At 55.4% G+C, this 26,282-nt stretch carries 24 protein-coding genes; 13 read left to right on the top strand and 11 right to left on the bottom strand.

From position 1 onward, the window contains the following. Nucleotides 1–158 precede the first annotated feature (158 nt). Both BT142_RS07310 and BT142_RS07305 read left to right on the top strand, forming a co-directional pair. Nucleotides 159–2,558 carry an endonuclease MutS2 gene (locus tag BT142_RS07310; protein WP_072417557.1) on the top strand — a complete coding sequence of 800 codons (2,400 nt, stop codon included), beginning with the start codon at nucleotides 159–161 and terminating at the stop codon, nucleotides 2,556–2,558. Nucleotides 2,559–2,580: 22 nt separating this feature from the next. Next, complete coding sequence (locus tag BT142_RS07305; protein ID WP_072417556.1) at nucleotides 2,581–3,372, top strand: class I SAM-dependent methyltransferase; 792 nt, start codon at nucleotides 2,581–2,583, stop codon at nucleotides 3,370–3,372. A 55-nt stretch (nucleotides 3,373–3,427) separates the two neighbouring features. On the opposite strand, the gene BT142_RS07300 is transcribed toward BT142_RS07305, so the two are convergent. Both BT142_RS07300 and BT142_RS07295 read right to left on the bottom strand, forming a co-directional pair. Beyond that, on the bottom strand, nucleotides 3,428–6,163 hold the full coding sequence (locus BT142_RS07300) for a glycoside hydrolase family 2 protein (protein WP_072417555.1): 2,736 nt from the start codon (nucleotides 6,161–6,163) through the stop codon (nucleotides 3,428–3,430). A gap of 182 nt (nucleotides 6,164–6,345) precedes the next feature. Further along, on the bottom strand, nucleotides 6,346–6,792 hold the full coding sequence (locus tag BT142_RS07295; protein ID WP_072417554.1) for a hypothetical protein: 447 nt from the start codon (nucleotides 6,790–6,792) through the stop codon (nucleotides 6,346–6,348). 542 nt (nucleotides 6,793–7,334) lie between these two features. Between BT142_RS07295 and BT142_RS07290 the strand changes: the two genes are divergently transcribed. From BT142_RS07290 to BT142_RS07270, 5 genes are all read left to right on the top strand, one after another. Next, nucleotides 7,335–7,793 (top strand): NfeD family protein, encoded by a 459-nt coding sequence (locus BT142_RS07290; protein WP_072417553.1) that lies wholly within the window; start codon nucleotides 7,335–7,337, stop codon nucleotides 7,791–7,793. A 51-nt stretch (nucleotides 7,794–7,844) separates the two neighbouring features. Next, nucleotides 7,845–8,339, top strand: coding sequence for an SPFH domain-containing protein (locus BT142_RS07285; protein ID WP_072417552.1), 495 nt, complete (start codon nucleotides 7,845–7,847; stop codon nucleotides 8,337–8,339). 40 nt (nucleotides 8,340–8,379) lie between these two features. Beyond that, nucleotides 8,380–9,354: an SPFH domain-containing protein gene (locus tag BT142_RS07280; RefSeq protein WP_072417551.1), complete on the top strand. Its 975-nt coding sequence runs from the start codon at nucleotides 8,380–8,382 to the stop codon at nucleotides 9,352–9,354. Between the two features lie 128 nt (nucleotides 9,355–9,482). Then, the gene (locus tag BT142_RS07275) at nucleotides 9,483–10,334 is read left to right on the top strand and encodes a pyridoxamine kinase (RefSeq protein ID WP_072417550.1); all 852 of its coding nucleotides are present in this window, start codon (nucleotides 9,483–9,485) and stop codon (nucleotides 10,332–10,334) included. 10 nt (nucleotides 10,335–10,344) lie between these two features. Further along, entirely contained in the window at nucleotides 10,345–10,599 is a 255-nt protein-coding gene (locus tag BT142_RS07270; RefSeq protein ID WP_072417549.1) for a hypothetical protein, read from the top strand. A 377-nt stretch (nucleotides 10,600–10,976) separates the two neighbouring features. Here BT142_RS07270 and mnmA read toward each other — a convergent pair whose 3' ends face one another. Both mnmA and BT142_RS07260 read right to left on the bottom strand, forming a co-directional pair. After that, complete coding sequence (gene mnmA, locus BT142_RS07265; RefSeq protein ID WP_072417548.1) at nucleotides 10,977–12,008, bottom strand: tRNA 2-thiouridine(34) synthase MnmA; 1,032 nt, start codon at nucleotides 12,006–12,008, stop codon at nucleotides 10,977–10,979. Nucleotides 12,009–12,020: 12 nt separating this feature from the next. Further along, nucleotides 12,021–12,863, bottom strand: a complete 843-nt coding sequence (locus tag BT142_RS07260; protein WP_072417547.1) for a metallophosphoesterase family protein — start codon at nucleotides 12,861–12,863, stop codon at nucleotides 12,021–12,023. Between the two features lie 238 nt (nucleotides 12,864–13,101). Between BT142_RS07260 and BT142_RS07255 the strand changes: the two genes are divergently transcribed. After that, nucleotides 13,102–14,655: a CotH kinase family protein gene (locus BT142_RS07255; RefSeq protein WP_072417546.1), complete on the top strand. Its 1,554-nt coding sequence runs from the start codon at nucleotides 13,102–13,104 to the stop codon at nucleotides 14,653–14,655. 50 nt (nucleotides 14,656–14,705) lie between these two features. Then, nucleotides 14,706–14,996 (top strand): hypothetical protein, encoded by a 291-nt coding sequence (locus BT142_RS07250; RefSeq protein WP_072417545.1) that lies wholly within the window; start codon nucleotides 14,706–14,708, stop codon nucleotides 14,994–14,996. A 401-nt stretch (nucleotides 14,997–15,397) separates the two neighbouring features. On the opposite strand, the gene BT142_RS07245 is transcribed toward BT142_RS07250, so the two are convergent. Together BT142_RS07245 and BT142_RS07240 are read right to left on the bottom strand one after the other, a co-directional pair. Next, nucleotides 15,398–15,907, bottom strand: a complete 510-nt coding sequence (locus tag BT142_RS07245) for a nucleoside recognition domain-containing protein (protein ID WP_072417544.1) — start codon at nucleotides 15,905–15,907, stop codon at nucleotides 15,398–15,400. After that, a complete protein-coding gene (locus tag BT142_RS07240; RefSeq protein WP_072417543.1) occupies nucleotides 15,843–16,511 on the bottom strand; it encodes a hypothetical protein in 669 nt (222 codons plus the stop codon). Before BT142_RS07240 ends, BT142_RS07245 begins: the two co-directional genes overlap by 65 nt. A 157-nt stretch (nucleotides 16,512–16,668) precedes the next feature. Here BT142_RS07240 and BT142_RS07235 point away from each other — a divergent pair, with 157 nt between their 5' ends. After that, nucleotides 16,669–16,908, top strand: coding sequence for an AbrB/MazE/SpoVT family DNA-binding domain-containing protein (locus tag BT142_RS07235; protein ID WP_072417542.1), 240 nt, complete (start codon nucleotides 16,669–16,671; stop codon nucleotides 16,906–16,908). Between the two features lie 103 nt (nucleotides 16,909–17,011). Here BT142_RS07235 and BT142_RS07230 read toward each other — a convergent pair whose 3' ends face one another. The 5 genes from BT142_RS07230 to BT142_RS07210 form a co-directional block, all read right to left on the bottom strand. Further along, nucleotides 17,012–18,445: an immunity protein Imm33 domain-containing protein gene (locus BT142_RS07230; RefSeq protein ID WP_072417541.1), complete on the bottom strand. Its 1,434-nt coding sequence runs from the start codon at nucleotides 18,443–18,445 to the stop codon at nucleotides 17,012–17,014. A 79-nt stretch (nucleotides 18,446–18,524) separates the two neighbouring features. Beyond that, complete coding sequence (locus BT142_RS07225) at nucleotides 18,525–18,974, bottom strand: RrF2 family transcriptional regulator (protein ID WP_072417540.1); 450 nt, start codon at nucleotides 18,972–18,974, stop codon at nucleotides 18,525–18,527. Between the two features lie 86 nt (nucleotides 18,975–19,060). Further along, on the bottom strand, nucleotides 19,061–20,158 hold the full coding sequence (locus tag BT142_RS07220; RefSeq protein WP_072417539.1) for a Ger(x)C family spore germination protein: 1,098 nt from the start codon (nucleotides 20,156–20,158) through the stop codon (nucleotides 19,061–19,063). After that, nucleotides 20,155–21,186, bottom strand: coding sequence for a GerAB/ArcD/ProY family transporter (locus tag BT142_RS07215; RefSeq protein WP_072417538.1), 1,032 nt, complete (start codon nucleotides 21,184–21,186; stop codon nucleotides 20,155–20,157). The genes BT142_RS07220 and BT142_RS07215 overlap by 4 nt, the downstream gene beginning before the upstream one ends. Nucleotides 21,187–21,212: 26 nt before the next feature. Next, nucleotides 21,213–22,685, bottom strand: a complete 1,473-nt coding sequence (locus BT142_RS07210; protein WP_072417537.1) for a spore germination protein — start codon at nucleotides 22,683–22,685, stop codon at nucleotides 21,213–21,215. A 98-nt stretch (nucleotides 22,686–22,783) separates the two neighbouring features. On the opposite strand from BT142_RS07210, the gene BT142_RS07205 reads away from it, so the two are divergent. From BT142_RS07205 to BT142_RS07195, 3 genes are all read left to right on the top strand, one after another. Then, nucleotides 22,784–23,452 carry a DUF421 domain-containing protein gene (locus tag BT142_RS07205; protein ID WP_242871942.1) on the top strand — a complete coding sequence of 223 codons (669 nt, stop codon included), beginning with the start codon at nucleotides 22,784–22,786 and terminating at the stop codon, nucleotides 23,450–23,452. Then, on the top strand, nucleotides 23,449–23,808 hold the full coding sequence (locus tag BT142_RS07200; RefSeq protein ID WP_072417536.1) for a DUF4363 family protein: 360 nt from the start codon (nucleotides 23,449–23,451) through the stop codon (nucleotides 23,806–23,808). Before BT142_RS07205 ends, BT142_RS07200 begins: the two co-directional genes overlap by 4 nt. 300 nt (nucleotides 23,809–24,108) lie before the next feature. After that, a complete protein-coding gene (locus tag BT142_RS07195) occupies nucleotides 24,109–26,094 on the top strand; it encodes a zinc ribbon domain-containing protein (protein ID WP_072417535.1) in 1,986 nt (661 codons plus the stop codon). The last annotated feature ends 188 nt before the right edge of the window (nucleotides 26,095–26,282 follow it).

Below are 26,282 nucleotides of genomic sequence, written 5' to 3'. Positions count from 1 at the left end.
CTCATGAAATGTCAAGGGACTATCTTACCGACCACAACAAACGAACAACATATTAAAAGTTTTAGGAAAGGGGTTTGGGGAATAACCCTTTTTCAAAAGGGTTTTCCCCAATAATCCCCGCACGAATATAGAAAGAATATGAGACAAAAGGAGTCAGAATGAATACTATAGATAAGAAATACACGGATGCGTTGGAGCTTCCGAAGATACTGGCGATGCTGTCGGAGGAGTGTACGGGGGCGCGTGCTAAGAGTGCCGCTCTGAACATACAGCCATCGACCGACCTGTTCACTGTGAAGCGTGAAGTTGCGAAGACTTCGGCGGCGCTGGATATGTCGTCGAGGTACGGCACGCCGATGTTTTACGGGCTCGACGGCGCGGCTCAGGCCATAGGCAGGCTCGGAAATAACGCCGTGCTGTCGCTGGCGGAGCTTATCGCCATCCGAAAGCTGCTGACGCAGATAAACTCGCTGTCCGACTGGTACGCGAAGTGCGAGGTCAAGCGGCCCGAGCTGGAGTACCTTTTCGACAGCCTGTTCCCCGACAAGTACCTCGAACACAGGCTCGACATTTCCATCATCGACGAGAACGAGCTTGCCGACGAAGCCAGCAGCGAGCTCGCTTCCATCAGGCGCAAGATAACCGCCTGCGGTCAGAAGATACGCGACACTCTGGAGAAGATGATAAAGTCCCAGACGGTCAGCAAGTATTTGCAGGAGAGCATCGTGACCGTCCGTGACGGCAGATACGTTCTGCCCGTCAAGAGCGAGTTCAAGGGTCAGGTGCAGGGCTTCGTGCATGACACCTCTTCCAGCGGCGCGACGCTGTTCATCGAGCCAGCGGCGGTAGTTGAGGCGAACAACGACATCAAGATTCTCGAAGGCCGCGAGCTTGACGAGATAAACCGCATCATCAAGGCTCTTTCCTTCGACTGCGCCGCGATACGCGAACAGCTCGAATCGGGCTTCAATGCGGTCTGCGACCTCGACCTTTACTTCGCGAAGGCGAACCTCGGCGCGAAAATGGCAGCCTGCGAGCCCGAGATAAGCGACGAAAGGGTGATACTGCTCAACAAGGCGCGTCATCCGCTCATCGACAGGAACAAGATAGTCCCCGTCAGCATCACGCTGGGTCAGGGCTACGAAACGCTCATAATCACGGGTCCGAACACGGGCGGTAAGACGGTGCTGCTCAAGACCGTCGGACTGCTGACCCTCATGACCATGTGCGGTCTGCTGATACCCGTCTCGGACGGCAGCCGCATCTCGGTGTTCGGCAGCATACTTGTCAGCATCGGCGATTCCCAGTCCATCGAGAATGACCTTTCGACCTTCTCGGCACACATGACAGGGGTGGTCGAGATACTGTCTCAGGCCGACTGTGACAGCCTTGTGCTGATGGACGAGCTGGGCTCTGGTACCGACCCTGCCGAGGGTGCGGCGCTGGCGGTCTCGATAATCGAACAGCTCCGCGCTCAGGGGGCGAGCACCATCACCACCACGCACTACCAGGAGCTGAAAATGTACGCGCTGGATACGGCAGGTGTCGAGAACGCCGCCTGCGAGTTCGATGTGGAGACACTCAGCCCCACCTACAGGCTCATCATCGGCACCCCGGGCAAGTCGAACGCGTTCGCTATCTCGCGGAAGCTGGGCGTTCCCGAGAGCATCATCGCGAAGGCGCAGTCGCTGGTCAGCGACGAGGACAGGAAGTTCGAGAGCATAATCGAACGCCTCGAAGCCGCCCGCGAACAGCTCGAACAGAACAACGCCGAAGCCGAGCGCCTGCGTGCCGAAGCCGAACAGCTCCGCACACAGCTGGCGGAGGAGCGCAAGGCTTTCGAGGAACAGCGCGTAGCCGCCCTCGAACAAGCTCAGCGCGAGGCACAGTCGATGCTGCGCAGCGTGGAGAAGCAGTCGCAGGAGCTTATCGACGAGCTGGATGCACTGCGCCGCGAAAAGGAAAAGCCGAACTTCACCAACAAGGCGATCGACGCACGCCACAAGCAGAAGCAGACCATCGACAAGCTGTACATGGAAGCCAATCCCGTTGTGAAGAAAGTGGATAACTACGTGCTGCCGAGGGCGCTCGTCAAGGGCGACTGGGTGACGCTGGCGGATTCGGGACGGCGGGGTATCGTCGTGTCCGAGCCCGATGCGAAGGGCATCTGTTTCGTGCAGCTGGGCGCCATGAAGATGAAGGCAGACGTGAAGAACCTGCGGTTGGATGAGTCTAAAAAAACGGACACAAAAGACAAAAAGAAAAAAGGCGGCAGAGTCACCACCAAGGGTGTCCAGAGCAGGGCTACGCGCAAACTGTCCAGAGAACTGGACATCCGCGGCATGACCTGCGACGAGGGCATCTATGAGCTGGACGGGTTCATCGACCAGGCGGTGCTTTCGGGCGTGTCGATGCTGACCGTCATTCACGGCGTGGGTACGGGCGTGCTGAAAAATGCCGTTCGCGCACACCTCAAGCACCATCCGAGCGTGAAGAGCTCCCGACGCGGAGTTTACGGCGAGGGCGAGGACGGTGTGACCATCGTAGAACTGAAATAACTGTACAGAAAAGGAGACGCATATGCTTATCACAGACAAAAACATAGACGGCGGAAAGCCCTTCGACTGGGGACGTACATCATCCGATTACGCGAAATACCGCGATATTTACCCCGAGGAGTTCTATCGTCAGCTCACCGAGAGAGGGCTGGGAGTCGGCGGTCAGAAATGCCTTGATCTCGGGACGGGAACGGGCGTGCTGCCGAGGAATATGTACCGCTTCGGCGCGGAATGGACGGGCGCGGACATCTCCGACGGGCAGATAGCCGAGGCGAAGCGCCTCGCCGCCGAGCAGGGGATGGACATCACCTTCATCACCTCGCCGACCGAGGACATCGACTTTCCCGACGGCAGTTTCGATCTCATCACCGCCTGCCAGTGCTTCTGGTACTTCGACCACGAGCGCACCTCGCCGATGCTGGCGCGGATGCTGAAAAGCGGCGGAAAACTCGCGGTCATGCAGCTGGCGTGGCTGCCTGCCGACGACGAGATCGCGGGCAGGTCGGAAGAGCTCGTGCTGAGATTCAGCCCGAACTGGACAGGCGCAGGCTTCACCCGAAAGCCCGTGTTTATCGACGAGGCGGTGCTGAAACATTTCCGCGTCACGGAGCGCATCGGGTTCGACAGCATGGTGCATTTCACCCGTGAGAGCTGGCACGGCAGGATGAGAGCCTGCCGCGGAGTGGGCGCTTCGCTCTCGGGCGCGGAGCTTGCCGAGTGGGAGCGTGAGCACAGGGAGCTGCTGGAAAAGACCGCTCCCGAGGAGTTCGACGTGCTGCACTATGCGGCTATGGCAATACTCGAACCTGTATAACAGTACGTAAAAACGGACTTGCGGTTTTGCTGCCACGAGTCCGTTATTTTGTACATTATGCGTTTCTGCTTCGGATGTACTCGCCCACCGAGTAAAGGAACTGACGTCCCTCGGGGGAGTCCTTCAGCTTGTCGGCACGGGCGTTCAGCACCACTGCCGTACCGCCGCCGACCTCGTATTCGTACATCAGCGCAAGGTCGTGATTGCGCTCCACGTTGTCGATGGAGCGGATGATGACGCGCTTGCCTTCCGAATGACCGTCGAGTATCTCGCTGCGGGAATTCATCACGATGTCCCACCACAGCGGCTCGCTGTACTTGCGGCAGGGGAACGCCGCCAGCGAAGGATGCTCGGTGTCGATGAGCAGACCCATCGTGCCCACGGGTTCGGGCTTGTTCATCATGTTGGAGATGGTCCTGAACATCGGGTAGCACCAGAAATCCTGACACCAGAAACCCTCGATGGAGTTTTCGAGCTTGTCGAGGTCGGGCAGGATGAGCACCGTCTTGCCCTGCGCCAGCGCGTCCTTTGCGTCCTCGGCGCTTGCGAAGACCATTCCCTCGGGGAGGGAGGGCTGCTGCTTCGGGTAGACCATCAGCTCGTAGTGATTGCGGACGTCGGTGCCCTCGACTTCGAGTTCGAGCCTGAAACGCTTCGGCACTTTGGGTGAGGGGATGACCGCCGTCAGCTCGCCGAGGGTGAGGTAGTTGTCCTTCGTGTCGGGGATGACGCCTGTCAGCTCCGCCTTGACGTTTCCGCAGCCGCATATCAGCTTCGCGGAGAAGTTCCTGCCTGTGATGCCCGTCGGGCGGAAGTTCGTGAGCCTGATGACCGCGCGGAAATCGCTGCCCGCTTCGAGACAGTAGCCGCCGAACTCCGCGAGTATCACGCAGTCGTTGCAGAATTCACGCCACTGTTCGGGGGAGCAGGTGCCTTTTTCGTCCATGAAAGCATCGAGCACACCGACCAGCGCCGTTCCCTGACCGCTGAAATCCTGGATGTCGAGCAGCTGGAAACCGCCCAGCAGCTTCGAGCGGAACACCGACTCCATCTCTTCCTTGTAGCACTGCACCGCCAGTGCGCCCGACGCCTCAAAGTAGTCGCGGGCGAGGGGCAGCAGGCCTGCCTTTTCGAGCCTGTCGCGGAATATCTCGAAGTTGTAAGCCTTGATGGAACCCGTGTATTTTTCTATCTCGCTGAAATTCGGGTAGGTCTCGAACTGACCGATCTCGTGGGTGACGATGGGCACTTCTGGGATGAAGTCCGCATTCGCTTCGGTGGCTTTGACGGTCTTCATGGTGGTGCCGTACTGTATCTGCACCGTGCCGTCCTCGGACGCTTCGGTGGATACCGCCGAGTGTACGGGGCGGATGACGCTGTCGTAGTTATGGGTGGTGGAGGGCTTATCGGTCTGGATGTGACCCAGCGGAGCGTCGCACATGGCATACGAACCGCGGAGGAGCCTGTCAGATGCAAGGCGCACGCCGACGAAGAAATCATCGTTCTCCACGACGTTCGGGTACCACTGGAAGTTGTTGGAGCCCTGGGTGTAGAGGTGCCTGTTGTCCGCGTGCTTGTACATGGCGAGGATGTCGTTGATGCGCTCGGGACTGCCCCAGAGCTCGTTACCCATGGACATCATGCAGAAGGAGGGGTGGTTGCCGAACTCGTTCAGCATCCTGAAACCCTCGGAGATGAGGTAGCTCTGTTCTATCTCGTCGAAGCCCTCTTCGTTTCGGGCGTGGATCGTGCCCCAGAAGGGAAGCTGCGGTTCAAGGTATACGCCTGCGAGGTCAGCCGCTTCAAACGCCGCCTCGGGAGGGCAGCAGGTGTGGAAGCGGTAGTGGTTCATGCCGTACGACTTCGAGATGCGGAACACGCGCAGCCATTCATCCACGTCGGTGGGGGCAAAGCCCGTTTTCGGGAATATCATTCCGTCGTGCTTTCCGCGGAGGAAAGTCACTCTGCCGTTGATGCAGAACTTGTCCCCCACCGTCTTGAATTCACGGAGACCTGCGGTGGTCTCGGTGACGTCATCAGCTATCCTGACTGAAATTTTGTACAGTTCTGGGCTGTATTCGTCCCACGTCCTCGCGTCGGCGCCGAGGGGCAGGGTCACGAGCAGTTCGCCGCCCGAGAATACCGCTTCGACGGGTTTCGGGGCGTGGACAGCCTTGCCCTCGGGAGCGTTGAAGCTCACCGCCGAAACGGTCGCTTTGCCGCTTGTTTCGCCCGTTATCTTCGCGCAGATGCGGAAGGACTTCTCGCTGAGCACGGGATCGACGCGGAGCTCGCTCACATACGTCTGTTCTAAAATTTGTACACCTATCTTTCCCGTGATGCCGTTCCAGTTTGTCTGGGTGTCCTGGGAGGTCAGGTGGCCGCCCTTTGTGGGGTAGCCGACGTTCGACACGCATATCAGTATCTTCTGAACGCCGCCGCGGATATAATTTCCGATGTCGTAGATGTGGGGAGAGTTCAGGCTGTCCTGCGAGCCGACTTCCTCGCCGTCGATGAATACCTTCGTGAGTCTTGTGCGCTCAAGTATCAGCACCGCGTTTTTGCCGACAGCCTTTGAAAGGTCGGCTTCGCGCATGAACCATGCGTCCCCCTCGAACAGTCTTGTGTCGGTGAGAAAGCCGTCCTCACGCTTGGTGTTCTCCTCGCCGAGACCTGCGTGAGAGGTGGTGTCGGGCAGACATATCCTGTCCGGGAAATCGGCAGGCATACCGAGCCTGTCCTTGTCAAGGCAGACTTTCCATTCGCCGCTCAGGTCGATGTAATCTATCATAGAGCTCTCCTCCTATATGAACAAGGTGCCATTTCTTTCTAAGCTGATTATATCATATTATTCGGCGGTTATCAAGAGTTAATTTCCCTAAAATGTAAACATATGAAACGACCGACAGCTTTACAGCCATCGGTCGCGGGAATATCGTTTTATTTCATATTATTTCGTCAGCCGTAGGGGTGTCATCTCATCTGAGAACCGCACATCTTGCAGAAGCCGCCGTGATCCTGAACGTTTCCGCAGGAAGGGCATACATGACCGCCGCCTGTGGTTGAGTTCCAGCTGTTCTGAGTGTTGTACTGCATATCGGAGCCGTAGCCCTGACTGCCGAAGTTCTGATTGTTGAATCCCTGATTTCCGAAGCCGTTATTGCGGCTGTTGAAGATGCCGTTCTGCGGGTTCTGTCCGTTCTCGTTCTTCTTCGAGGTGATGAGTATCAGCGACACCGCAAATCCTACAAGATGACCGAAGAATGTGAGCACGAAGTGCAGTTTCGGGTCCTGTCCGATGTTCTTCGCGTAGCGTGCGATGAAGTAGGCTATCAGCGTCCAGATGATGAACGAAACGATCACCGAACCTATATTAAAGGTGAAGTGGATCATATCAAAAAAATTCTTGTCCATATTCATAATGTTGAACCTCCTGTTTATTATCTTTCAGCGTTTTTTGCGCTTTGAACCGACACCGACACCGTCGGACAGGCTTTCGAGCGCGCCCTCTAAGAGGCCGCACAAGAACTCTATAATGAAATCTGCCATATCCCTACGGCTCCTTTCTTTGTTTGTTCATGTATGTATTATACCGCCAAAACGCTGTGATGTCAATAGTTTCCGCGCATTTTTGTATGAATGCCGAACCGCTCCCGCGACCCTGAAAACCGCCCCACAGGGTATTGATAACCGCTTGTCGGGTTAGTGCGAAACGGGTCATGCGTTATCGCTAACCGCACAATTTACAGTTGGATTACAGTTTCATATTTTTGCTTGATTTTTTGAAGGGGGCGTGATATAATCTATTTCAAGGAATCGGGCAAAAATATTGATATATCGTAAAAAACTCTTGAAAAATGAGAAAAGATATGGTATAATCATTATATAGGAAGCCGACCCCTATCTGTGTCCGCAGGACACACAGTAAGAACAAAAGAGTTTTAGGAAAGGAGTTGTATGTTATGAAAGATATCCTTGAAGCTCTGGTATCCGATCCGTATGTATTCGGCTGGTTCATAGCGTTTCTGATGTTTCTTGTCGCCGAAGCCGCAACACTGCACGCTCTCGTGTCGATATGGTTCGCTATTGCCGCTGTGCTGGCGATGATCGCTGCTGTGGCAGGTCTGGCATTCATCTGGCAGCTGCTCATATTCGTTGCTGCGAGCGTGGTGCTTCTCTTCGCTACAAAGTCGATCGTTAAGCGCATCAGAGAGAGCCGCACTTCCGATCCTACTGAGGACTATGACATCGGCAAGACTGCCATCGTTATCGAGGGTATTGATAACGAGCAGGGTCTCGGCAGAGTCAAGCTCGACGGCGTTGACTGGGCTGCACGCTCGGCAGACGGCGGAGAGATAAACGAAGGCGCGGTCGTAACAGTTAGAAAGATAGACGGCTCGAAGCTTATTGTTACAAGGTGATTTTTTTGGACAGCTTGACTTGATATCCATTATAAAGGAGCAGATCTCGGTATGTCGGTCGTTCTCATCGCTGCGGCGGTAATAATCGTATTTATCTTTGGCAGTATAAAGAAAGTTCCGCCATCTCAGGTGTGGGTGGTCGAGCGAACGGGTCAGTTCTGCGCTTCGTGGGAGACGGGGATACATTACGCAGTGCCTTTTCTTGACCGTGTCGTCAGGAAGATAGATATGCGTGAGCAGCTCGCCGAGATCACGATGCAGACGGCTGAGACAAAGGACGGTCAGACGGTCAGCATCGACGCGGTGGTATTCTTTTCTGTGACTGATGCAGAGAAGTTCACCTACGGCATCGAGCGTCCCGTTGAGTCGGTCAGGAGTCTGGCGCTGACTGCGCTGCACGATATTGCGGGAAGCATGGAGCTTGAAAAACTCCGCAGTGAACGCAGAACTGTCGGCGCAAAGCTCACAGATGTGCTCGGCGGCGCTGTCGGTATCTGGGGTATCAGGATCGAAAAAGCTGAGCTCAAAAATATCACAACAAGGTGAATTTTCGGACAGATGTCCGACCTAAGGAGGAAAATATAGCATGGATGGAATCGTAATTCTTCTCATCATCGTAGCGGTGCTGGTAATACTCATCATCGCGAACATCAAGATCGTACCGCAGTCATATGTGTGGGTCATCGAGAGATTCGGCGCGTATCACGCTTCGTGGGGCACCGGACTTCACGTTAAGATACCTTTCATCGACAGCATCTCGAAGAAGGTAAACATGAAGGAACAGGTAATCGACTTCCCGCCGCAGGACGTTATCACAAAGGATAACGTAACCATGAAGATAGATACCGTAATCTTCTTCATGATAACCAATGCGATGCAGTTCACCTACGGCGTTGAGCGCCCGATAAAGGCTATCGAGAACCTCACCGCTACCACACTGCGTAACATCGTCGGCGACCTCGACCTCGAAGCTACCCTCACCAGCCGTGACCTCATCAACACCAACATCACCCGCGTGCTCGACGAGGCTACCGACCGCTGGGGCATCAAAGTCATCAGAGTTGAGCTCAAGAGCATCATCCCGCCTCCGGAGATCCAGGATTCGATGGAGAAGCAGATGAAGGCAGACCGTGAGAGACGTGAAAAGGTAATTCAGGCTGAGGCTGAAAAGAAGGCCCAGATCCTTATCGCAGAGGGTGAGAAGGAGTCCAAGATCCTCCGCGCTCAGGCTGACAAGGAAGCTAAGATCCTTCAGGCAGACGCTCTCAAGCAGCAGAAGATCCTCGAAGCACAGGGTGAAGCACAGGCTATCGAGATGGTTCAGAACGCTCTGGCGCTCTCCATCGAAAAGCTGAATGCTGCTAACCCGAACGACGCTGTTATCCAGCTCAAGAGCCTTGAGGCGTTCGCTAAGGCTGCTGACGGTCAGGCTACCAAGATCATTATCCCGAGCGAGATCCAGGGTCTTGCAGGTCTGGCAGCAGGTATCAAGGGCGTTGTGACCGAACCTCCCAAGAAGGTCGTTTCCCCCGCTCCCACCAAGAAGTACCTCACTGACTAAACCGAAACAAGCAAGAGCTTCTGTACAGTAAAATGTACAGAAGCTCTTTTAACATTTTGTGCATTGACTTTTCAGCGCTTTAGTGCTATAATATAGGCTGCTAAATTCGTGAGAAAGGGGAGCTCGGCATGAAACGTCTGCTGACGATACAAGATATATCCTGCTTCGGCAAATGCTCGCTGACGGCGGCTCTGCCCGTCATTTCGGCGATGGGCGTCGAGACGATAGTCCTGCCGACGGCTGTTCTCTCGACTCACACGGGCAGCGGTTTCTCGGGATTCACTTTCCGCGACCTCACGGACGATATCGAGGGGATAACCGCTCACTGGAAACGGCTCGGGCTGACCTTCAACACTATCTACACGGGCTACCTCGGCTCGCTGGAACAGGTGTCTATCATCAGAAAGCTCATCGCCGATTTCCGCACCGAGGACACCCTCGTGGTCGTTGACCCCGTTATGGGCGACGGCGGACGGATGTACTCGGGTTTTGACAGCAAGTTCGTTACCGCTATGAAGTCGCTCTGCGCTGACGCGGATGTGATACTCCCGAATGCCACCGAAGCGGCTCTGCTGCTGGGACAGAATTACCGCAACGACCTCACCGCCGATGAGATACAGAGTATGCTCATGCGGCTGACGGCTCTCGGCTGCGGCACCGCGATAATGACGGGCGCGAGCACCGATAAGGCTCACAACGGCGCGATGGCTTACGTCGCACGCACGGGCGAATTCGTGACCGCTTCCTGTGAGAATATCTCGGGGAGCTTCCACAGCACGGGGGATATTTTTTCGAGCGTGCTGTCGGGGGGCATGACCCTCGGCATGGATATGCAGACCGCCCTCGACCTTGCCGCCGAATTCACTCACGACTGCATAAAAGCGACTCTTCCGATACGTGAAGAACACTGGTACGCTGTACGCTTCGAGCCGTGTCTCGGTATGCTCGCCGAACGCTGCCGAAAGTATATCGACGTGTGAGGTGTGCAAAATGGAGCTTGAATTGTTTACCGCCGAGAGCGAGGAGGAAGTCAGCTCTCAGACCTCCGAAAACGACCGCTTTGACTTCGGTACAGAACAGACAGGCGGACTTCTCAAGGGAATGGGCATCGTCATCGTGATGATGGTAGTGCTTCTGCCGCTGCTGATCACCATGGACAAAAAGACCCGAAAACACCGCGAAGATCTGATGCTGATAGAAGAAATGTCCAAAAAAGAGGATAGTGAAAACCCCGCCGATGAGTGATGCGCTCGTCGGCGGGGTTTCTTTCTTGGGGGAGACCCTTTTGAAAAAGGGTCTTCCCCCAAACCCCCTCACTAAAACTTTTAATACTTTTTGGCTTTTTGGTGATTCTTTCTAAGTGTGTGAAGGTCGGGAAGATTGTAATTCTTCTGTTATATTGCTTGCCCCTTGCCAAAAAGACGTTGAATAGAGCGTAACGCACCATTTGAGCGTATTTGTCAGTTGGTATCACATGAAGCGGAGAGAGTCTATCATCCCCACCACAACAAACGAACAACATATTAAAAGTCTTTGGAATGGGGGCCGCCTTAGCTGCGCACGGCAAGGGGAGAACCTTTCTTCAGAAAGGTTTCCCCCGTGAAAACCCTCTGAAGGCGTACTCACTCTATCTTACCGCCGCCCACGACGTAGTTGCCATCGTAGAATACGACCGACTGGCCGCGGCAGATCGCGCGGTGCGGGAGGTCGAACTCGACGCGGATGCGTCCTTCGCCAAGGGGGTGGAGGGTGCAGGGCACGTCTTTCTGGTGGTAGCGTGTCTGGCAGGTGCAGCGGAACCCGTCGGGCAGGTCGGCGTATCTCACAAGGTTCAGCTCGCAGGCGGTGAGTTCGCTGCGGCAAAGCTCGTCCTCGCGCCCGAGTATCAGCGTGTTATCCCTGCGGCGCTTGTCTACCACGAACAGACGTTCGCTATAGCTGACCCCGATGCCCTTGCGCTGTCCGATGGTGTACCTCATCAGACCCTTGTGTTCGCCGAGCTTTGTGCCGTCGGTCAGCAGGATGTCGCCGTGAGGGGGCTCGCCGACGCGGCGGGTGATGAAACCTGCGTAGTCGCCGTCGGGGATGAAGCAGATGTCCTGACTTTCGGGCTTGTCCTCACTGACGAGACCGTCCCCGTGAACGATGTCGAGTATCTCCGACTTGTTCATGCAGCCGACGGGGAAGAGGGTGTGTGCGAGCTGTTCCTGAGTCAGCCCGTAGAGCACGTAGCTCTGGTCTTTTTCGCGGTTGGGGGAGCGCATCAGCTGCCACCTGCCGAGCTTTTCGTCGAACTCGCGGCGGACGTAATGCCCCGTCGCGATGTAGTCGAATCCCAGTTCCAGCGCCATGTCGAGGAACTTCCCGAATTTCAGGTATTTGTTGCACTCGATGCAGGGGTTCGGGGTGCCGCCGCGGAGATATGTCACGATGAAATCTTCGATGACCTTCTGCTCGAAGGTGTGTATCAGCACGAATGGGTGGAAGCGGATGCCGAGCTTTTCGGCGACCTTTTTCGCGTCGTCGATGCAGTCGGGCAGGCAGAGGAACATCGACGCGCCCTCGACCTCATAGCCCTCTTCGAGCAGCAGCTTCGCCGCCGCCGAGCTGTCCGCGCCTCCGCTGAGTGCGCAAAGGACTCTTTTCTTATCCATAGTATCTCCTTCTCACACGCCCTGTTCTTCGGCGGCTTGCAGCCACAGCTCTTCCGCGTCGAAGGGCTTTCCCGTTTCAAGGCACAGCTGACGAACGCGGTTGACGCAGGGGAGTATCCTGTTCGTGCCAGTGCGGAGAGTGGCTATCGCGCACCTCGACCAGACGGGAGCTTTCTTCGCAAGTCCGCTCTTGTCGAACTCTGCGATGACCCTCTCGGTATCGAAGGGCACGAAAATATGCTCGAATTCCCAGTCGCCGCCGTCCGACTCGGCGATCAGTATCGTCGCTTCGGTGGAACCGTGTTCGGGCAGACCGCAGGAGCCCACGTTCACGATGGTCTTTCCGCCGTTTCTGTAGGTGTAGGGGGTGTGGAAATGGCCGCAGACGGTGAGCTGTGTGTTCGTTTCGGCGAGCACCTCGTCGATGATGGGGCACTGATAGTCGAAAAGCAGGCGGTTGTCCTGCATCGAGCCGTGACAGATGGATATGGGCGGCAGACCTTCGGGCTTGATCTCCATGCCGATGGGCATATCCTCGAAAAAGCGCAGGTCGGAACCGCGCAGCTCCTCGTAGGTGTACAGCAGCGAACCCGACTGTGAACAATAACTCCACTGTTCGGCGGTGTTGTAGCGGTGTCCGAGCAGGTAATCCTCACGGTTGCCGCGGATGAACCATGTCTCGTACCATTCGGGGATGTGAGTGAGTATGCGCATGGTCTTCTGCGGATAGGGGCAGTCGGTGACGTAGTCGCCGAGAAAGGCTATCCCGTCGATGTCATCCTCCTCGATGCGGCGCATACAGGCTTCGAGAGCAACATGGTTTGAATGTATGTCTGTGATGAATGCTATCCTCATGATGTATCCTCTGTGAATATATTCAGATTGGGGCGCAAAAAGGATGCGCTCCACTAATAATTATACCGTATCGTGCCCTGATTGTCAAGATGTGTGAATTATGTGTGAATTATTAAAAACGGGCGCTGTTCTGTAAAAAAAGTGTTCGAGCTCATATGATAAAAGTTCATGCAATCGGTTGTGCTGTATGATATAATGAAGATGAGAAAGTATGTGTTTTTTGACATGAGGTATGCGCATGAACATAAAGATCACGATATTCGCACTGGTGTCTGCGCTTGCCGCTTCGCTGGTCGGATGCGGCTCATCGCCGAAAAACAACAGCTCGGAAAGCACGGCTGCCGAAACGACCGCTTCACAGCAGGGATCTGCCGACACAAGCTCTCATGAGCTTATCAGCCACACATGGCTACAGCAGAAGGACAGGCAGGTCATAAACGAAACGCCCGCTACTTATGAAGCGTTCGGCGTTGACAAGACCGCGAAAAAAGCCTTTGAAGAGGGCGTTGCCGAAAAGACGAAACTGCCAGTCATCAGCGTGACGACAGGCGGCGGGGATGTGACCTCGCGCGAGCTTTACACCTCATGCGTCGTGGATGTTTTCAACTGCGATGAGGGACAGGTAATCGACGAGGCTTCCGCAGGGATAAAGGTGCGCGGAAATTCCAGCGCGTACTACGGCGACGTTAATGAGATACTGAAAAATCAGGTGCCTTACCGCATAAAGTTCGACAGCAAGACGAGTATGCTCGGACTCAACGGCGGCGCCGAGTGCAAAAGCTGGGTGCTTCTCAAACCCGACTGGGATATAATCCGCAACGACATAGCGCTGAGATACGGCAGACTGTTCCTCGGGGACGATGCGTTCTGTTCGGATGCGCGTTACGTGGATGTGTACGTCAACGATGAATATAAGGGTCTGTATCTGCTCTGCGAACAGTGTCAGGTCAACAAAAACCGCGTTGATATAACGGAGCCCGGGGAAAATTATTCGGGGACCGATATCGGCTGGTATCTTGAGATAGACAACTACGCAGGGTCCGAGGACTTTGACTACTTTGTTGAAGTGGATTACGGCGGCTATGAGGTCACCGACATCGAGGGTGAGACGAGGGCTTTCGAGCCTGCGGGCTACAGCGTCAAGAACGATGTGTATACGCAGGAACAGCTGGATTTCATCGAAAAGTACATAAACAATGTGTTCGAGATAGTTTACCGCGCCTGTGAAAAGGGCGAGTATTACACCTTTGACGAGAATCACGAACTTGTGAAAGCCGACTTCACGACCGCCGAGGAAACGGTCGGCGTGGTGATGGATATAGATTCGGTGGTGGATATGTATCTGCTGTACGAGCTTGTCCATGACTACGACTGCGGCGAGGGCAGCTTCTTCATGTGCGTGGACTTCGCGGAGGGCGCAAAGATAGACAAATTGCAGTTCACTTCGCCATGGGACTTCAACTGGGCTTATTACGACAGCCCCTCAAGATACTGGGCAGGCGCGTTCTGCGAGGAGAGCTTTGCGAAGGATAAGGGCGACCGCTCGAATCCGTGGTTCATCGTCCTCATCAAGCAGGACTGGTTCCGCGACAGGGCGGCTGCGAAATGGAACGGGCTCTACAGCTCGGGCGAGATAGAAAAGATCATCGGGCAGGAAAAAGAAATGCTCGAAGAATACAGGGAAGAATTCAACCGCAAGGACGAGTGGGCTGTTGACTGCGCGTATCAGCTGCTCGACGGGTGGTTCAAAGACAGATTTGCATGGTTCAACTACGCTTTCAAGCAGAAGTGAGCCGATAAAATATAAACAAAGGGGTGGCCTCTGGGTAAGGAGGAGATAGTATGGGAGAAAAAGTTTATTATCTGAACGACAAAGATCAGAACGAACTCACTGCGCCTTATGTTCATATCTATGGGGTGAGAGCGCTGGAGGGACAGCTCGATATCGCGGTGTATTCGGACAGCAGCATCGTTGAGCTCTCGGTAAACGGCATCACTGCGTGCAGACAGAAGAGCGACCGCGGAGCGTTCGATTTTCTGGTGACTATGCCCGAGGGACTGGTGGTCATAAAGGCACAGAGCGCCGACGCGCCCGAGATATTCGATGAGGTGAGCGCCGTCATCACGGACTGACGCTGCATAACAGAATAATTAGTCAAGGCACTTTTGTCGGTTCGGTGACAAAAGTGCCTTTTTGTTTTATTCCCAATTTCGTTATGTATTGCTGCAAATGATGAGTTACTGTGCTGACTGCTTGACCTGCTGGGAAAAACCTTTCTGAAGAAAGGTTCTTCCCCAGACCCCTTTCCAAAGACTTTTAAATCTTTTTGGCATGGGGCAGCTGCTTTTTCAAAAGGATGGCAAAATGGGGTCATACGCCGCATTTTGAAAGAACGTCTGCCCCCTGCCAAAAAGAATCAGAAGTTTTAGGGAGGGGGGTTGGGGGAGGACCCTTTTTCAAAAGGGTCTCACCCAATAAGTCACGCAATCCGTATGGTAAACCATCATTTATAGCAGTACACAACCGAATTGTTTTATGCGAACCACAGCCTTGTGACGAGGGGCGCGAGGATGAAGCCTGTGATGTCGGCTGCGAATGAGGCTATGAACATCTGTGGGCGGGGCTTTTCGCCGACGGCGGCGGAGTAGGCGGCTATCGTGTAGAGGGTGGTCTCGGTCGCGCCCATCATGACCGACGCAGTCCGCGCTGCGAAGGAATCGGGCAGATTTTTGGACAGTATGCCTTCGAGCACGGCGAGGGACGCGCTGCCCGAAATGGGTCGGACGAGCATGAGCGGCGTGCATTCGGCAGGGAAACCGAGCCGTGCGGCAAGTGGCGCGACTGCCCGTGAGAGCGCATCGGCAGCCCCCGATGCGGTGAACATTTCCACGGCGGTGATGAGCAGTATCAGCATCGGCAGGAGGGAGACCGCGGTGCGCAGGTTTTCGGCGGCGCCTTCGCAGAATAACGTCACAACGTCAGTTCTGCGTATCAGTCCGCAGAGCAGCACGGCGGCGAGTATCAGGGGCATGGCAAGTTCCATCGGGAGTCCTTTCTCCGTCTTTCGGAAGAATAATATTTTCATATGTACGTTTATTCGGACAGATCGCGGCGGCGGTCAGCAGACCTGCCGCCAGCGCCCCCGCGCTGACTATCAGCGTGGGAACGGTGCAGTCCCAGATATCGGCAGCGCCGTGCTGACCCCTCATTTTGGCTGTTGTCAGAGGTATCAGCTGGATGGAAGCGGTGTTCAGCACCAGGAAAAAGGTCTTCGTCCGAAGGCTCGCCCCCTGTCGGGAGAGCTGTTTTGCGGCTGCGATGCCAGTCGGGAAGGCGGCGTTCCCGAGACCGAGAAGGTTGGCTGTGACGTTGGCGGAGATGCTTTCTGTCACACTTTTGTCAACGTTGTGGAATAAGAGTGAGAGCGGACGTTTTACAATAAGTGTGACAGCTTGTGTGACACCACAGTGTTTTGCAATATTCATCACTCCGCCCCACAGCGCCATCGCCGCAGAAAGCGTTAAAAACAACGTAATTGCATGGCTGCCGCCGTCCATGGCAGCCTGCGAGAGGGCGTGTGTGTCTCCGAAAGAGACAGCATAAGTGACAGACGAGATTATTAGCAAAGTGAGCAAAAAACAGAGCATTTTTTAGCCTTTCTTTATGCAAAAAATGGTTTTTTATGTCTATTCCAGTTGCAAATGTTAATATTCTTGGAAAACTATTGACAAATGACAACGCTTTGATGTATAATAACGTTAAAGTAGTACCAAACAAGAATCTTTGTCAAAAGGAGTTTATGCTATGAAATCAACAGGTATTGTGAGAAACATCGACGATCTTGGACGTATCGTTCTTCCGATCGAGATCAGACGCACATTCGATATAGACACTAAGGATCAGGTCGAGATCTACACCGATAATGACATGATCGTTCTGAAGAAGTTCCAGAGGAGCTGCATTTTCTGCAAGAGCCCCGACGACCTCACCGAGTACATGGGCAAGGCAGTCTGCGCAAAGTGTCTCAGCGAACTGAAAAAATGACCGACGGCGCCCTCGCGGATAAGAGCCGTCCTGATATGAAAAAAAGAGAGAGGAGAGCGTGTACTGCGCTTTCCTCTCTGATTTTATGCCTGTTCGTCTGAGATTATGACATCGGCGGACGCGTTTCGTCCGGGTCGGGCAGCAGTGGTATGAACCTGTCATCCTCACCGCGGAAAAATGTGGATTCGTAGGGGCTCGTAAGAAACGGCACCACGTCAGGGTCTATGTTGCAGACGGTGTTCAGCCTGCATATTTCGAGGGTGTAGGGCATCGCCAGCGAACTCATCGACTCGGCGCCCGAGAGGAACAGCCATCCGCTGTCGGTCTCGGCGGCGGGCTGACCGCTTTCGGGGAGAAAACGCCGCATGAAGCCCACACGTTCGCCCTGCTCGACGATGCGGCGGCTGACAGCACAGAACTCTCCGACGCCGAGCTTTCCCGTGTAGTCGAACTCGGGTGCGAGCAGAAGCTCGTCAACGGGATGTTCGTCGTCTGTATTCTTGCAGACGTTCTCGCGGTGCAGGTCAAAGACCGCGCTGATGTGCGGCATCAGCGAGATGAGGGCACTGTAGCCGTGAGAGAGCTTGAACTCAAATTCCTCGCGGTAGACGGGGAAGAGCTGATAGAACACGACTCTGCTGCCGTCGGAGAGCTCAAGCTGTTCCGCGCCCTGAGGGGCTTCCTGAACGTCGATGAGCATCGTGCCGAAGAGGTCGGTATCCTCGGTAATGTTCGAGCCCGAGGAGAAGATATGTCCGAAGCCTGCGTAGCTGTTGCGCTCCTTCGGGATGGCGGAGATGTTCTTCATCAGGTTTATCGCCCACGCCGACTCGGCAGGCGTCCATGAGGCTGGCAGGTACATCACGTATTCGCAGCGTGTGCAGTTGTAGGGTCTCAGCTCGTCGGGGACGTTCATCTCGGTAGCGCCCGAACCTACCGTCACGAAGGTTCGCCATTCATGCTCGTCGTCGGGGTCGATGACGGCGATGTCGGGGAACACATCCAGCTCGGGACGGTGAGGGGTGATGCCTGTGAGGTCTCTGCCTCTGATAACGCCCGTTATCTTGCCGAAATACGTGCCGATGTGAGACAGCACGATGCGGTGGTCGTTAGGGGCGTAGCGTGCGTTCATGCTTTTCAGCTCCTGCCTGCATACGGCGAGAAGCTCCGAAAGCTCCTCCTCGGAAACGGGGCGGTCGGATGACTTGTTCAGTTCCTCGGCTTTGAGCAGCTCGGCGTAAGCGGCGTAGTACCTGTTCCTGAGGTAATCGGCGCGTGCGGCGAGCAGGTGCCATTCGGCGGAGCTGTCCATGTTGTCAAGGGCGTTCAGGAATATCTCGGCAGTCTCGGAGAGGTCATTTCCCTGCGAAGATTCCGAGATGTCGAGCATGGCACGGACAAGGGGCAGCATAATATCGGGGTCTGCCTTCGGGTCGCGCTGCTCGCTGAACAGCAGCCTTACGACCTCATGCAGATCGCCCTGTCTGCGGAGCTCTTCGGCTTTTTCAAGAAGTGCTTTTTTTTCTTTATCTGTCATGCTTTACTCCATATGAAAGATGGTCTGTTCTGCGGTATAGCAGAAGAAAAATGCAGGAGCGTGTCTCCTGCATATCGGGTCATATCACGTAGTCGTCGGCAGCGGTGCTGTCGAGGGCTATTTTATTATCGACGATGTCTTTGAGGGTGATGCTCTCCAGCGTATCGTTTATGGAATCGTACAGCTTCTGCCATACGAAAAGGGTGGCGCACTGAGCGCTTCTCGGGCACTGGTTCACCTCATCCTCAAGGCAGGAGACTGGTGCCAGCGTTCCCTCGGTCAGCCGAAGTATCATGGCGACGGTATAATATTCGGGTTCGTGAGCCAGCCTGTAGCCGCCCTGAGAACCGCGTATGCTTTTGATGAAACCTGCCTTGCACAGTGCTGTGATTATCTGCTCAAGATATTTGAGTGAGATCTGCTGACGCTCGGCAACTTTTTTCAGGGGTATATTCTGCTCGGCTTCCGCATTTTCCGCAAGGTCGAGCATGAGACGCAGAGCGTATCTGCCCTTGGTTGAAATATACATTCCGATATCCTCCAGTTTGCTATTACATTAATTATATAATAACTTTTCCGATTTGTCAAGTGGGTTTTATGGAATTCTGTGGAATATCAGCATATTGTGACGGAATATCTGACGGACAGGCGGCGTGCTTCGGGCGTGAGCGAGCGATAGAGCGAGGGTGCGAAGCGCCGCAGGTGCATATCCGCGCCGAGAAGGTCGGCGCAGCCTTCGGAGCAGACACGTTCGCAGAGGGCGTTGATGCGGCGTTCGGCGGTTTTGGCTGAGGTCTTGTCGGTGAGTTCCCGTTCGGAAGGGCTTGAAAAGAGCTTTGCCGAAGCGGGTGCCACCCGAAGTTTTACGCTGACGATGAGGACGTCGCCGTCGGTGACAGCCGTGACCTCTCGTGAGCGGACGCGGAAGAGCATCTCGGTGCCGTCGGGCTGTTTTCTGCCCGAACGGAAATGCCTGCCCCTGCCGCTGACTGCGGCGATGAGCGCCATATCGTTGGGTGAGACCTTCGCGGAGTACCTGCCGCCGACGAACTCCGCACCCTCGCCGAGGGTCAGCGGTGATTCGGCTTCGATGGTCTTGCCGTCCTTCTTTTTTTCGGCTTTTGTCTTTGCGAATTCGGGCAGGATGACCGTCTGCGAGGGGGTGTCCATAGCGGCGAGAAGCTCGGTGAAGGTACAGCGGCAGCAGCTCCCCGAATCCTCGCCCGAGCGTATCATCCTCACGAACCGTTCTGACGCGACCGAGCCTGCGGTGACGGGCAGCGAGAGTATCTTCTCGGCGGTGGGGTAAGCGGCGGCGCAGTCGATGTTCAGGAAGGTCTCTCCCGTCGAGAGGAAGAATCCGCAGAGCTCGTCGGTGCGCGAGAGGTCGGTGTCCCTGCCGAAGAGAATGACGCGGTCCTGCCCGAAGAACAGCTCGCCGCCGAGTTTTCCGCGGCATTCGCTGACAGCTTCCGCGACCGTTTCGCCGCTGCCGCTCACCAGTCTGACGTTCGGCTGTGACGGGTCGAGGGGAGTGTCGCCGCCGCTGCCGTCGGGTGCGAACACCTGCATGGTGACGCTGTAGCCATCCTCCGTTTCGTCGATGCCGACGGCGTGGACGAGCACGCGGTCGGCTATCTCGGTGGGTCGGCTTTTTGAATAGTATCCGAGCCCCAGCAGGGCTATCATCATGAACAGGAAAGCTCTTTTCATCCTTCACGCTCCTTTCGCAGGGCGTAGAGCGGTGAAGTCAGTGCCGCGGCGGCAGCGGCTGCGGATACGCCCGTGCAGACGGGGAGCGAGACGAGCCGCGGATACAGCCCTCTTGCCCCGAGCGCGAGCAGAAGTGCGGACAGCAGGGCGGCGGTACCGCCCATCAGGATGTTCGGGGACTTTGCGCCGGTGAGGAGTTTCAGTGAGCGGGTCAGCACCATCAGCAGAGCCGCGCAGGTGATGACCGCGCAGGAGGTGGATACCGCGAGAAACATCGCTCCCGAGCGGTCGATGACCGAACCTCGGGTGCAGTCGGCGAGGGTGAACCATAGGCTACCCGAACGGCTCCGCCACCTGCCCAGCACCGAACCGCACATGAGAAAGAATATCAGCGACATGACAGCATCGGCGGCAAGGTATATGGCGGCGGAGCGGCTCTTCGGCTTCGAGGTGAAGGGGATGAGGGTCACGGCGAGGAACAGGTCGGCAGAACCGCCCGACAGCCGCACTGCCGAGACCGCGGCTTCGCTAAGCGGGTCGGGGGAGTAAAGGCTCATGCGGTCGGGGAGCATCGAGCCGCGGAGCTCGAAGAATATGACCGCGAGGATGCCGAGAAAGACGGGCAGCATCAGTACAGCGGTCCGCGCAAGACCCTGCCTTCCCATCGAGGCGGTGTAGGCGCAGACGAGCAGAAGCACGACTGTGATGCCGAAGCGTGAGTAGCGTTCGGGCGAGACAGCTTCGAGCAGCGACGCAAAACTGTCGGTGATGACGAGCAGCAGCGCAGCCGCTCCGGCCACCGTCATGAGGGAGATGATGTTCGCGGCGGCACGGCTGCAAAAGAGCTGCCGCGACGAGATGACGCGGACAGCAGGCATCAGCAGGAGCCATTTCACGGCGCAGAGGATGAGCGCTGCTGCGGCGGTCAGCACCGTGTTCTCGTTCGGGAGCGGTTCGTAGAGGGACAGCGAGAGCATCCGCGCAAGGATGAGTATCGCCGCTGTCTGATAGGGTGAAAGTGAGTTCATTCGGAAAAGTCCTTTTCGTGCAGAGGTTATTGACCGTCGGGTCTAAGGGCGTTTATCGTGGGGGATTCGCGGGCGAGGTCGGCGAAGTTCTTTCTTCCCGTGACGTTCATCAGACGGTCACGCTTCAGCGGCGAGAAGGGCGAGGTGTAGGGGATGCCGACGAAGCTCTGTGAGCAGATGTTCGCGGTGACCATGACGGCGCAGACGCTTATCCCGAAGAACCCCGCGAAGCCGCCCGAGAGTATGAACAGCAGTCTCAGGACGGTCAGCTGCTGTGCGAAGGCAGGCAGAACATAGGACGCGGTGGCGGTGATGCCCACCACAATGAGCAGGGGAGAAGAGATGATGCCGCTCTTTACCGCCGCGTCGCCGATTATCAGACCGCCCGCTATCGAGACGGCAGTGCCGATGGCGTGGGGCAGGCGAATGCTCGCTTCGCGGAGTATCTCCAGCAGGAGCATGACGGTCAGCATCTCGGTGAAGAGCGAGAGCATGGTAGAGCGTTCGCCTGCCGAAAGGCTCAGCAGCAGTTTGAAATTCAGCATCTCGGGGGCGTAGTTCACCGCCGCGATGTACACCCCCGGGAACGCCGCCGCGAGGATGAAGGACAGACAGCGTATCAGCTTGATGAACACGGCGAAGTAGGTCTTTGCGGCGTAGTCGTCGATGCTGTCGAAGCCCTGTGCGAAGATGTAGGGGCAGACCAGCGCGAAGGGTGCGCCGTCGATGAGGATGCCGATGCGTCCCTGAACGAGTCCTGCGCAGAGCATATCGGGGCGTTCGGTGGTGCCGACCTCGGAGAAGAGCAGCTTTTCCGACTGTTTTTCGAGAAAGGGCAGCAGGAAAGCAGGCCCCAGCACGCTGTCGAGACCCACTGAGCCGAGCCTCTTTCTCACCTCTTCGAGCATCCTGCTGTCGGCTTTGCCTTCGATGTAGGCTATGGCGACTTCGGTGGAGGAGAGCTTGCCGCACCTGACCAGCTCGAAGCGCAGCTTAGGGGTGCGCATACGTCTGCGGACGAGTGACATATTCGTGCGCACCGTTTCGGTGAAGGCTTCCTGTGAGGATAGCAGGTCGTTTTCCGAGGTGGGCTCGGAGATGGACTTCGAGGGGTAGCCCTGTATGCCGAGGGCGGCGGCGGTCGGGATGCCGTCCACGAGAAGCAGCACGAATCCCGAGAAGAGCAGGTCAGCGGCTGCCCCGACAGTCGAGGCGTTTGAACGGTCGGCGGACATGAGACAATGCTCAGTGATGAGCCGCATGAGCTCGTCGGGGGAGATGCGGCTGCCGTTTTCGAGCTTCATCAGGGGGCGGAATACCAGCTCGCCCACCGAATCGGACGAGACCATGCCCTCGATGGTGACGGCGGCACAGCGAACACCGTTTATCGTGACGGTGACGGCGGAAAGGTCGGCAGTGTTCCCGAGGTGGGTGCGCAGTGCGAGCAGGTTGCTGTTCAGAGGTGGCAGGAGACGAGTGTCCTTGGTGATGTCATTCATTTCGTTCACTTCCTTTTAGCGTATTATTGACAGAGCGGCGTGTGAATATTCGCGGCGGTATCGGCGATACTAACCGTGAGGTGATAAATTTGCTCATAGTGTATATACGTGCGGTGCTGCTGTACATCGTGATAATCTTCTGCGTGCGGCTGATGGGAAAACGTCAGCTGGGGGAGTTGCAACCCAGCGAGCTGGTGGTGACCATCATGCTCTCGAACATCGCGACGCTGCCCATCGAGGACGTGAACATCCCGCTGGCGATGGGGCTGATACCGATACTGACGATAGTCTGTCTCGACGTGTTCTTCTCGTATCTCACCATGAAGTCGGGGGCGGTGAGAAGGCTGCTCTGCGGTTCGCCGAAGGTGCTGATCTCGAACGGCAAGCTCGACCAGAACGCGATGCGCAGGCTCCGCTTCACGGTGGACGACCTGTTTGAAGCGCTCAGGGCGCAGCAGGTGTTCGACATATCGCAGGTGCAGCTGGCGATGGTGGAGACCACGGGTCAGATCTCGGTGTACGTGAAGAAGGAATTTCAGCCCGTGACCCTCGGCGACCTGGGCGAACAGGAGGACGACGGCGACCCGCCCGTAGTGCTTATCGAGGACGGCGTGCTGGTCAGGGGCGCACTCTCGCGAGTGAAGCGGGACGGGAAGTGGCTGAAACGGACGCTGGCGAAGGAGGGTGTGACCGAGCAGGATGTTTTCATCATGACCTGCGACGGGAGCGGAAAGACAACGGTGCTGAAAAAGGAGAAGAACAGATGAGAAGGCTGATACTTTGCTCGGTGATATTTTTTGCGGTGGCGGCAGGATCGTGGGGTTCGCTGAGGGTGCTGAAGGGGACGACGGAAGAACTGTGCCGCCGCATTGAACGCTGTGCCGAAGCGCACGATTCCGAAAGCCGCGAGACCGCGGTGGAGGCACTGGAGGAATACTGGGACAGCTACTATTCAAAAAGCTCGTTCATCACGCGCTCGGAGTCGCTGGAGGACATGAGCGTTTCGGTGGCTGTGATACGGCATAAATACGGCGAGGAACTTGCGGCAGAGCTTCGGGCGCTGCGTGAGAGGGCGCGTATCATCTTCGAGGAACAGCGTCCGCGCCTTTCGGGAGTGCTCTGAGGGGCTGCGAAAACGATATCGGCATCATCACCCGTGAACGCCGCAGAACGCGTTTTCGGGTGATATTTTGCTGCCAAAACGGGGAATATACAATTATATATGCCGAAAATACATTTGGTTATAATACCATAAAGTGAGATTGATTCGTTTGTGATAATTAGGTGTTTTTTTCTATTGACTTTATTGTAAAAATATATTATAATTTAGAAGAGTAGAGTTGCGAAATAAGGCGGTTTGCGACCGTTTCGGCTCTCTCATTTATTATTTTACAGTTATCCCAAAAGATGGAGGTACACAGATATGGCAGTTTTTTGTCCGAAATGCGGCACACAGAACTCTGATACAGATAAGTTCTGTCAGTCGTGCGGCGCTCAGCTCGAAGGGGCAGCTCCCGCCGAGCAGATCCAGACAGATTACTCACAGCCTGCTTACAGCGCTCCCGCTCAGGAGCAGACACAGTCGGGCTTTGGCGTGAGCGGCGGTACAGCAGATAAGAAGAAAATGAATCCGATCCCGCTGATAATCGCAGCAGCAGCTCTCGTAGTTATCATCGTTATCGCGGTGATCCTGAAGTCGGTATTCAGCTACGAGAAGATCGACGCCAAGGATCTGTTCGATGTTTCGTTCTCGGGTCCTAACGGCTACGGTATTTGCTACGCACAGCTCGATATCGACCCTGTTCTCGCTTACACTGAGTACAAGGTTGAGATGGAGGACTACTCCCAGACCAAGGCTTTCGTTATCAAGAACGACAGCGACGATGACGATGAGCTCACCAAGAAGAAAAAGGTCGAGTACAGCAACTACTTCTCGGACGACAGAAAAGACCTGCTCAAGGCTTACAAGAAGTCCAAGGACAAGAGCGACGCTAAGGATAAGAGAGATGCTCTTCTCGAAGTAGATAAGAAGAAGAATGAGTTCACGCTCAAGGTAAAGCCTTCCAAGGAGAACGGTCTGAAGAATGGCGACAAGGTCACCTTAGAGGTAGATTTCGATGAGGAATACCTCAAGGAGAACAAGATCAAGCTTGAGAACACTTCCTGGGAAGTTGAGGTAAAGGGTCTTACAGAGGCTATCACCATCGACGACGCTTTCGCAGGCTTCAAGCCCAAGTTCGAGGGTCTTGACAGCGAGGGTTCGTGCAGTTACGACTCCTACGGCGGCGACTACAAGTTCGTTTACATCTACAACGAAGGCTCCAACTACGGTCTGAGCAACGGCGACAAGCTGAAGTTCACCGCAAGCTGCGAGACTTACGACATCCACTACCTCGACAACAAGGACGAGAAGAAGGGCTTCTGGTTCGCTAATGACGGCAAGCTCTATGTATGGCCTTACGAGTCATCCAATGTTTCAAAGGAATACACCGTTGAGGGTCTGAAGGGTCTTGAAGTTGTTGATCCCGCAGAGGAGATCGAGCTTGAGTACTCGGGAGCTTCTCCGTTCCTCGATGTTACCGCTAAGGTAAAGAGCGGCTCCAAGTACGCTGATTACATCTCCGTAGGTATCGAAGACAGCTACAATGACCGATACAAGGCAGGCGACACCATCAAGGTAAGAGTATACGGCTACTACAGCCTCAAGGAAGCAGGCTACAAGCTCAAGGATGTTGACGACGACGGTTACAGCTATGTTGACATAACTATTCCCGAGACCGCTCCTCACTATGCTACCGCTGCTGAGGCTCCCGACGCTAACGCTGCTCTTGAAGAGACCTTCGCCAATGCCGAGACAACCCTCAAGCAGTACATCCAGGGCAATAAGTACCTGAGAGACGGCGTTTCGCTCGACGATAAGGCTAAGTCTGTATCGCTCAAGGCTGTTTCCAACTACTACAGCATGAACGATATCACCGATTATTCGTCCCTCGGCTGGGGTGCTGCTGTTAACAGGATCAGCAGAGTATACAAGGTCGATGTTACACTCGATAACGGCGGCAAGCAGAGCTTCTACATCGTTGCTTACGTTGACAACATTATCAATACCGACGGTACCTATTCGAGCACCGAAGATGTTGATTACACCTTCTATGAGAAGAACAGAGACGCTATCGAGGCTGTTGAGGGTCTCGCAGGCTACACTGTAAATGCATTCGGCAACGGCGGCGAGGCTTCTACCGAGTCCAAGGCTGACGAGTCGAAGGCTGATGAATCCAAGGCTGACGAGAGCAAGGCAGACGAGTCCAAGGCTGATGAGTCCGCAGCTGACAGCAAGGCAGACGAAAGCAAGGCTGAGTCCGCTGCTGAGAGCAAGGCTGATTCTTCCTCCGAGGAGAAAGTTCCGTGAGCTGACAGCGTGAAAAGCTGAAAAATGAAATTATCCGCTCCTGCATATAATGTGGGAGCGGTTCATTTTGTCCGGTGTGAAAAATCGGAAACGGAATGACGAAATATCGACGAAAAGATTCGTGAAAATGCACAAAAATGACAAAAAGCTATTGAAAAAAGCTGTGAAATATGGTAGAATATTACATG

Source organism: Ruminococcus sp. YE71 (assembly GCF_900119155.1).
Taxonomy (GTDB): Bacteria; Bacillota; Clostridia; order Oscillospirales; family Ruminococcaceae; genus YE71.
The sequence above is the reverse complement of the archived record's forward strand: the minus strand, read 5'-3'. Positions and strand labels throughout refer to the sequence as shown.

Excerpts from the sequence above, each read along its gene's own strand:
- BT142_RS07260 (WP_072417547.1), bottom strand. The coding sequence starts at position 12,863 with ATGAGGATAGCATTCATCACAGACATACATTCAAACCATGTTGCTCTC.
- BT142_RS07275 (WP_072417550.1), top strand. The coding sequence starts at position 9,483 with ATGAAACGTCTGCTGACGATACAAGATATATCCTGCTTCGGCAAATGC.
- BT142_RS07280 (WP_072417551.1), top strand. The coding sequence starts at position 8,380 with ATGGATGGAATCGTAATTCTTCTCATCATCGTAGCGGTGCTGGTAATA.
- BT142_RS07230 (WP_072417541.1), bottom strand. The coding sequence starts at position 18,445 with ATGACAGATAAAGAAAAAAAAGCACTTCTTGAAAAAGCCGAAGAGCTC.
- BT142_RS07295 (WP_072417554.1), bottom strand. The coding sequence starts at position 6,792 with ATGAATATGGACAAGAATTTTTTTGATATGATCCACTTCACCTTTAAT.
- BT142_RS07290 (WP_072417553.1), top strand. The coding sequence starts at position 7,335 with ATGAAAGATATCCTTGAAGCTCTGGTATCCGATCCGTATGTATTCGGC.
- BT142_RS07305 (WP_072417556.1), top strand. The coding sequence starts at position 2,581 with ATGCTTATCACAGACAAAAACATAGACGGCGGAAAGCCCTTCGACTGG.
- BT142_RS07225 (WP_072417540.1), bottom strand. The coding sequence starts at position 18,974 with ATGTATATTTCAACCAAGGGCAGATACGCTCTGCGTCTCATGCTCGAC.
- BT142_RS07300 (WP_072417555.1), bottom strand. The coding sequence starts at position 6,163 with ATGATAGATTACATCGACCTGAGCGGCGAATGGAAAGTCTGCCTTGAC.
- BT142_RS07270 (WP_072417549.1), top strand. The coding sequence starts at position 10,345 with ATGGAGCTTGAATTGTTTACCGCCGAGAGCGAGGAGGAAGTCAGCTCT.
- BT142_RS07250 (WP_072417545.1), top strand. The coding sequence starts at position 14,706 with ATGGGAGAAAAAGTTTATTATCTGAACGACAAAGATCAGAACGAACTC.
- BT142_RS07310 (WP_072417557.1), top strand. The coding sequence starts at position 159 with ATGAATACTATAGATAAGAAATACACGGATGCGTTGGAGCTTCCGAAG.
- BT142_RS07240 (WP_072417543.1), bottom strand. The coding sequence starts at position 16,511 with ATGCTCTGTTTTTTGCTCACTTTGCTAATAATCTCGTCTGTCACTTAT.
- BT142_RS07215 (WP_072417538.1), bottom strand. The coding sequence starts at position 21,186 with ATGAACTCACTTTCACCCTATCAGACAGCGGCGATACTCATCCTTGCG.
- BT142_RS07195 (WP_072417535.1), top strand. The coding sequence starts at position 24,109 with ATGGCAGTTTTTTGTCCGAAATGCGGCACACAGAACTCTGATACAGAT.
- BT142_RS07210 (WP_072417537.1), bottom strand. The coding sequence starts at position 22,685 with ATGAATGACATCACCAAGGACACTCGTCTCCTGCCACCTCTGAACAGC.
- BT142_RS07285 (WP_072417552.1), top strand. The coding sequence starts at position 7,845 with ATGTCGGTCGTTCTCATCGCTGCGGCGGTAATAATCGTATTTATCTTT.
- BT142_RS07235 (WP_072417542.1), top strand. The coding sequence starts at position 16,669 with ATGAAATCAACAGGTATTGTGAGAAACATCGACGATCTTGGACGTATC.
- mnmA (WP_072417548.1), bottom strand. The coding sequence starts at position 12,008 with ATGGATAAGAAAAGAGTCCTTTGCGCACTCAGCGGAGGCGCGGACAGC.
- BT142_RS07245 (WP_072417544.1), bottom strand. The coding sequence starts at position 15,907 with ATGGAACTTGCCATGCCCCTGATACTCGCCGCCGTGCTGCTCTGCGGA.
- BT142_RS07200 (WP_072417536.1), top strand. The coding sequence starts at position 23,449 with ATGAGAAGGCTGATACTTTGCTCGGTGATATTTTTTGCGGTGGCGGCA.
- BT142_RS07255 (WP_072417546.1), top strand. The coding sequence starts at position 13,102 with ATGAACATAAAGATCACGATATTCGCACTGGTGTCTGCGCTTGCCGCT.
- BT142_RS07220 (WP_072417539.1), bottom strand. The coding sequence starts at position 20,158 with ATGAAAAGAGCTTTCCTGTTCATGATGATAGCCCTGCTGGGGCTCGGA.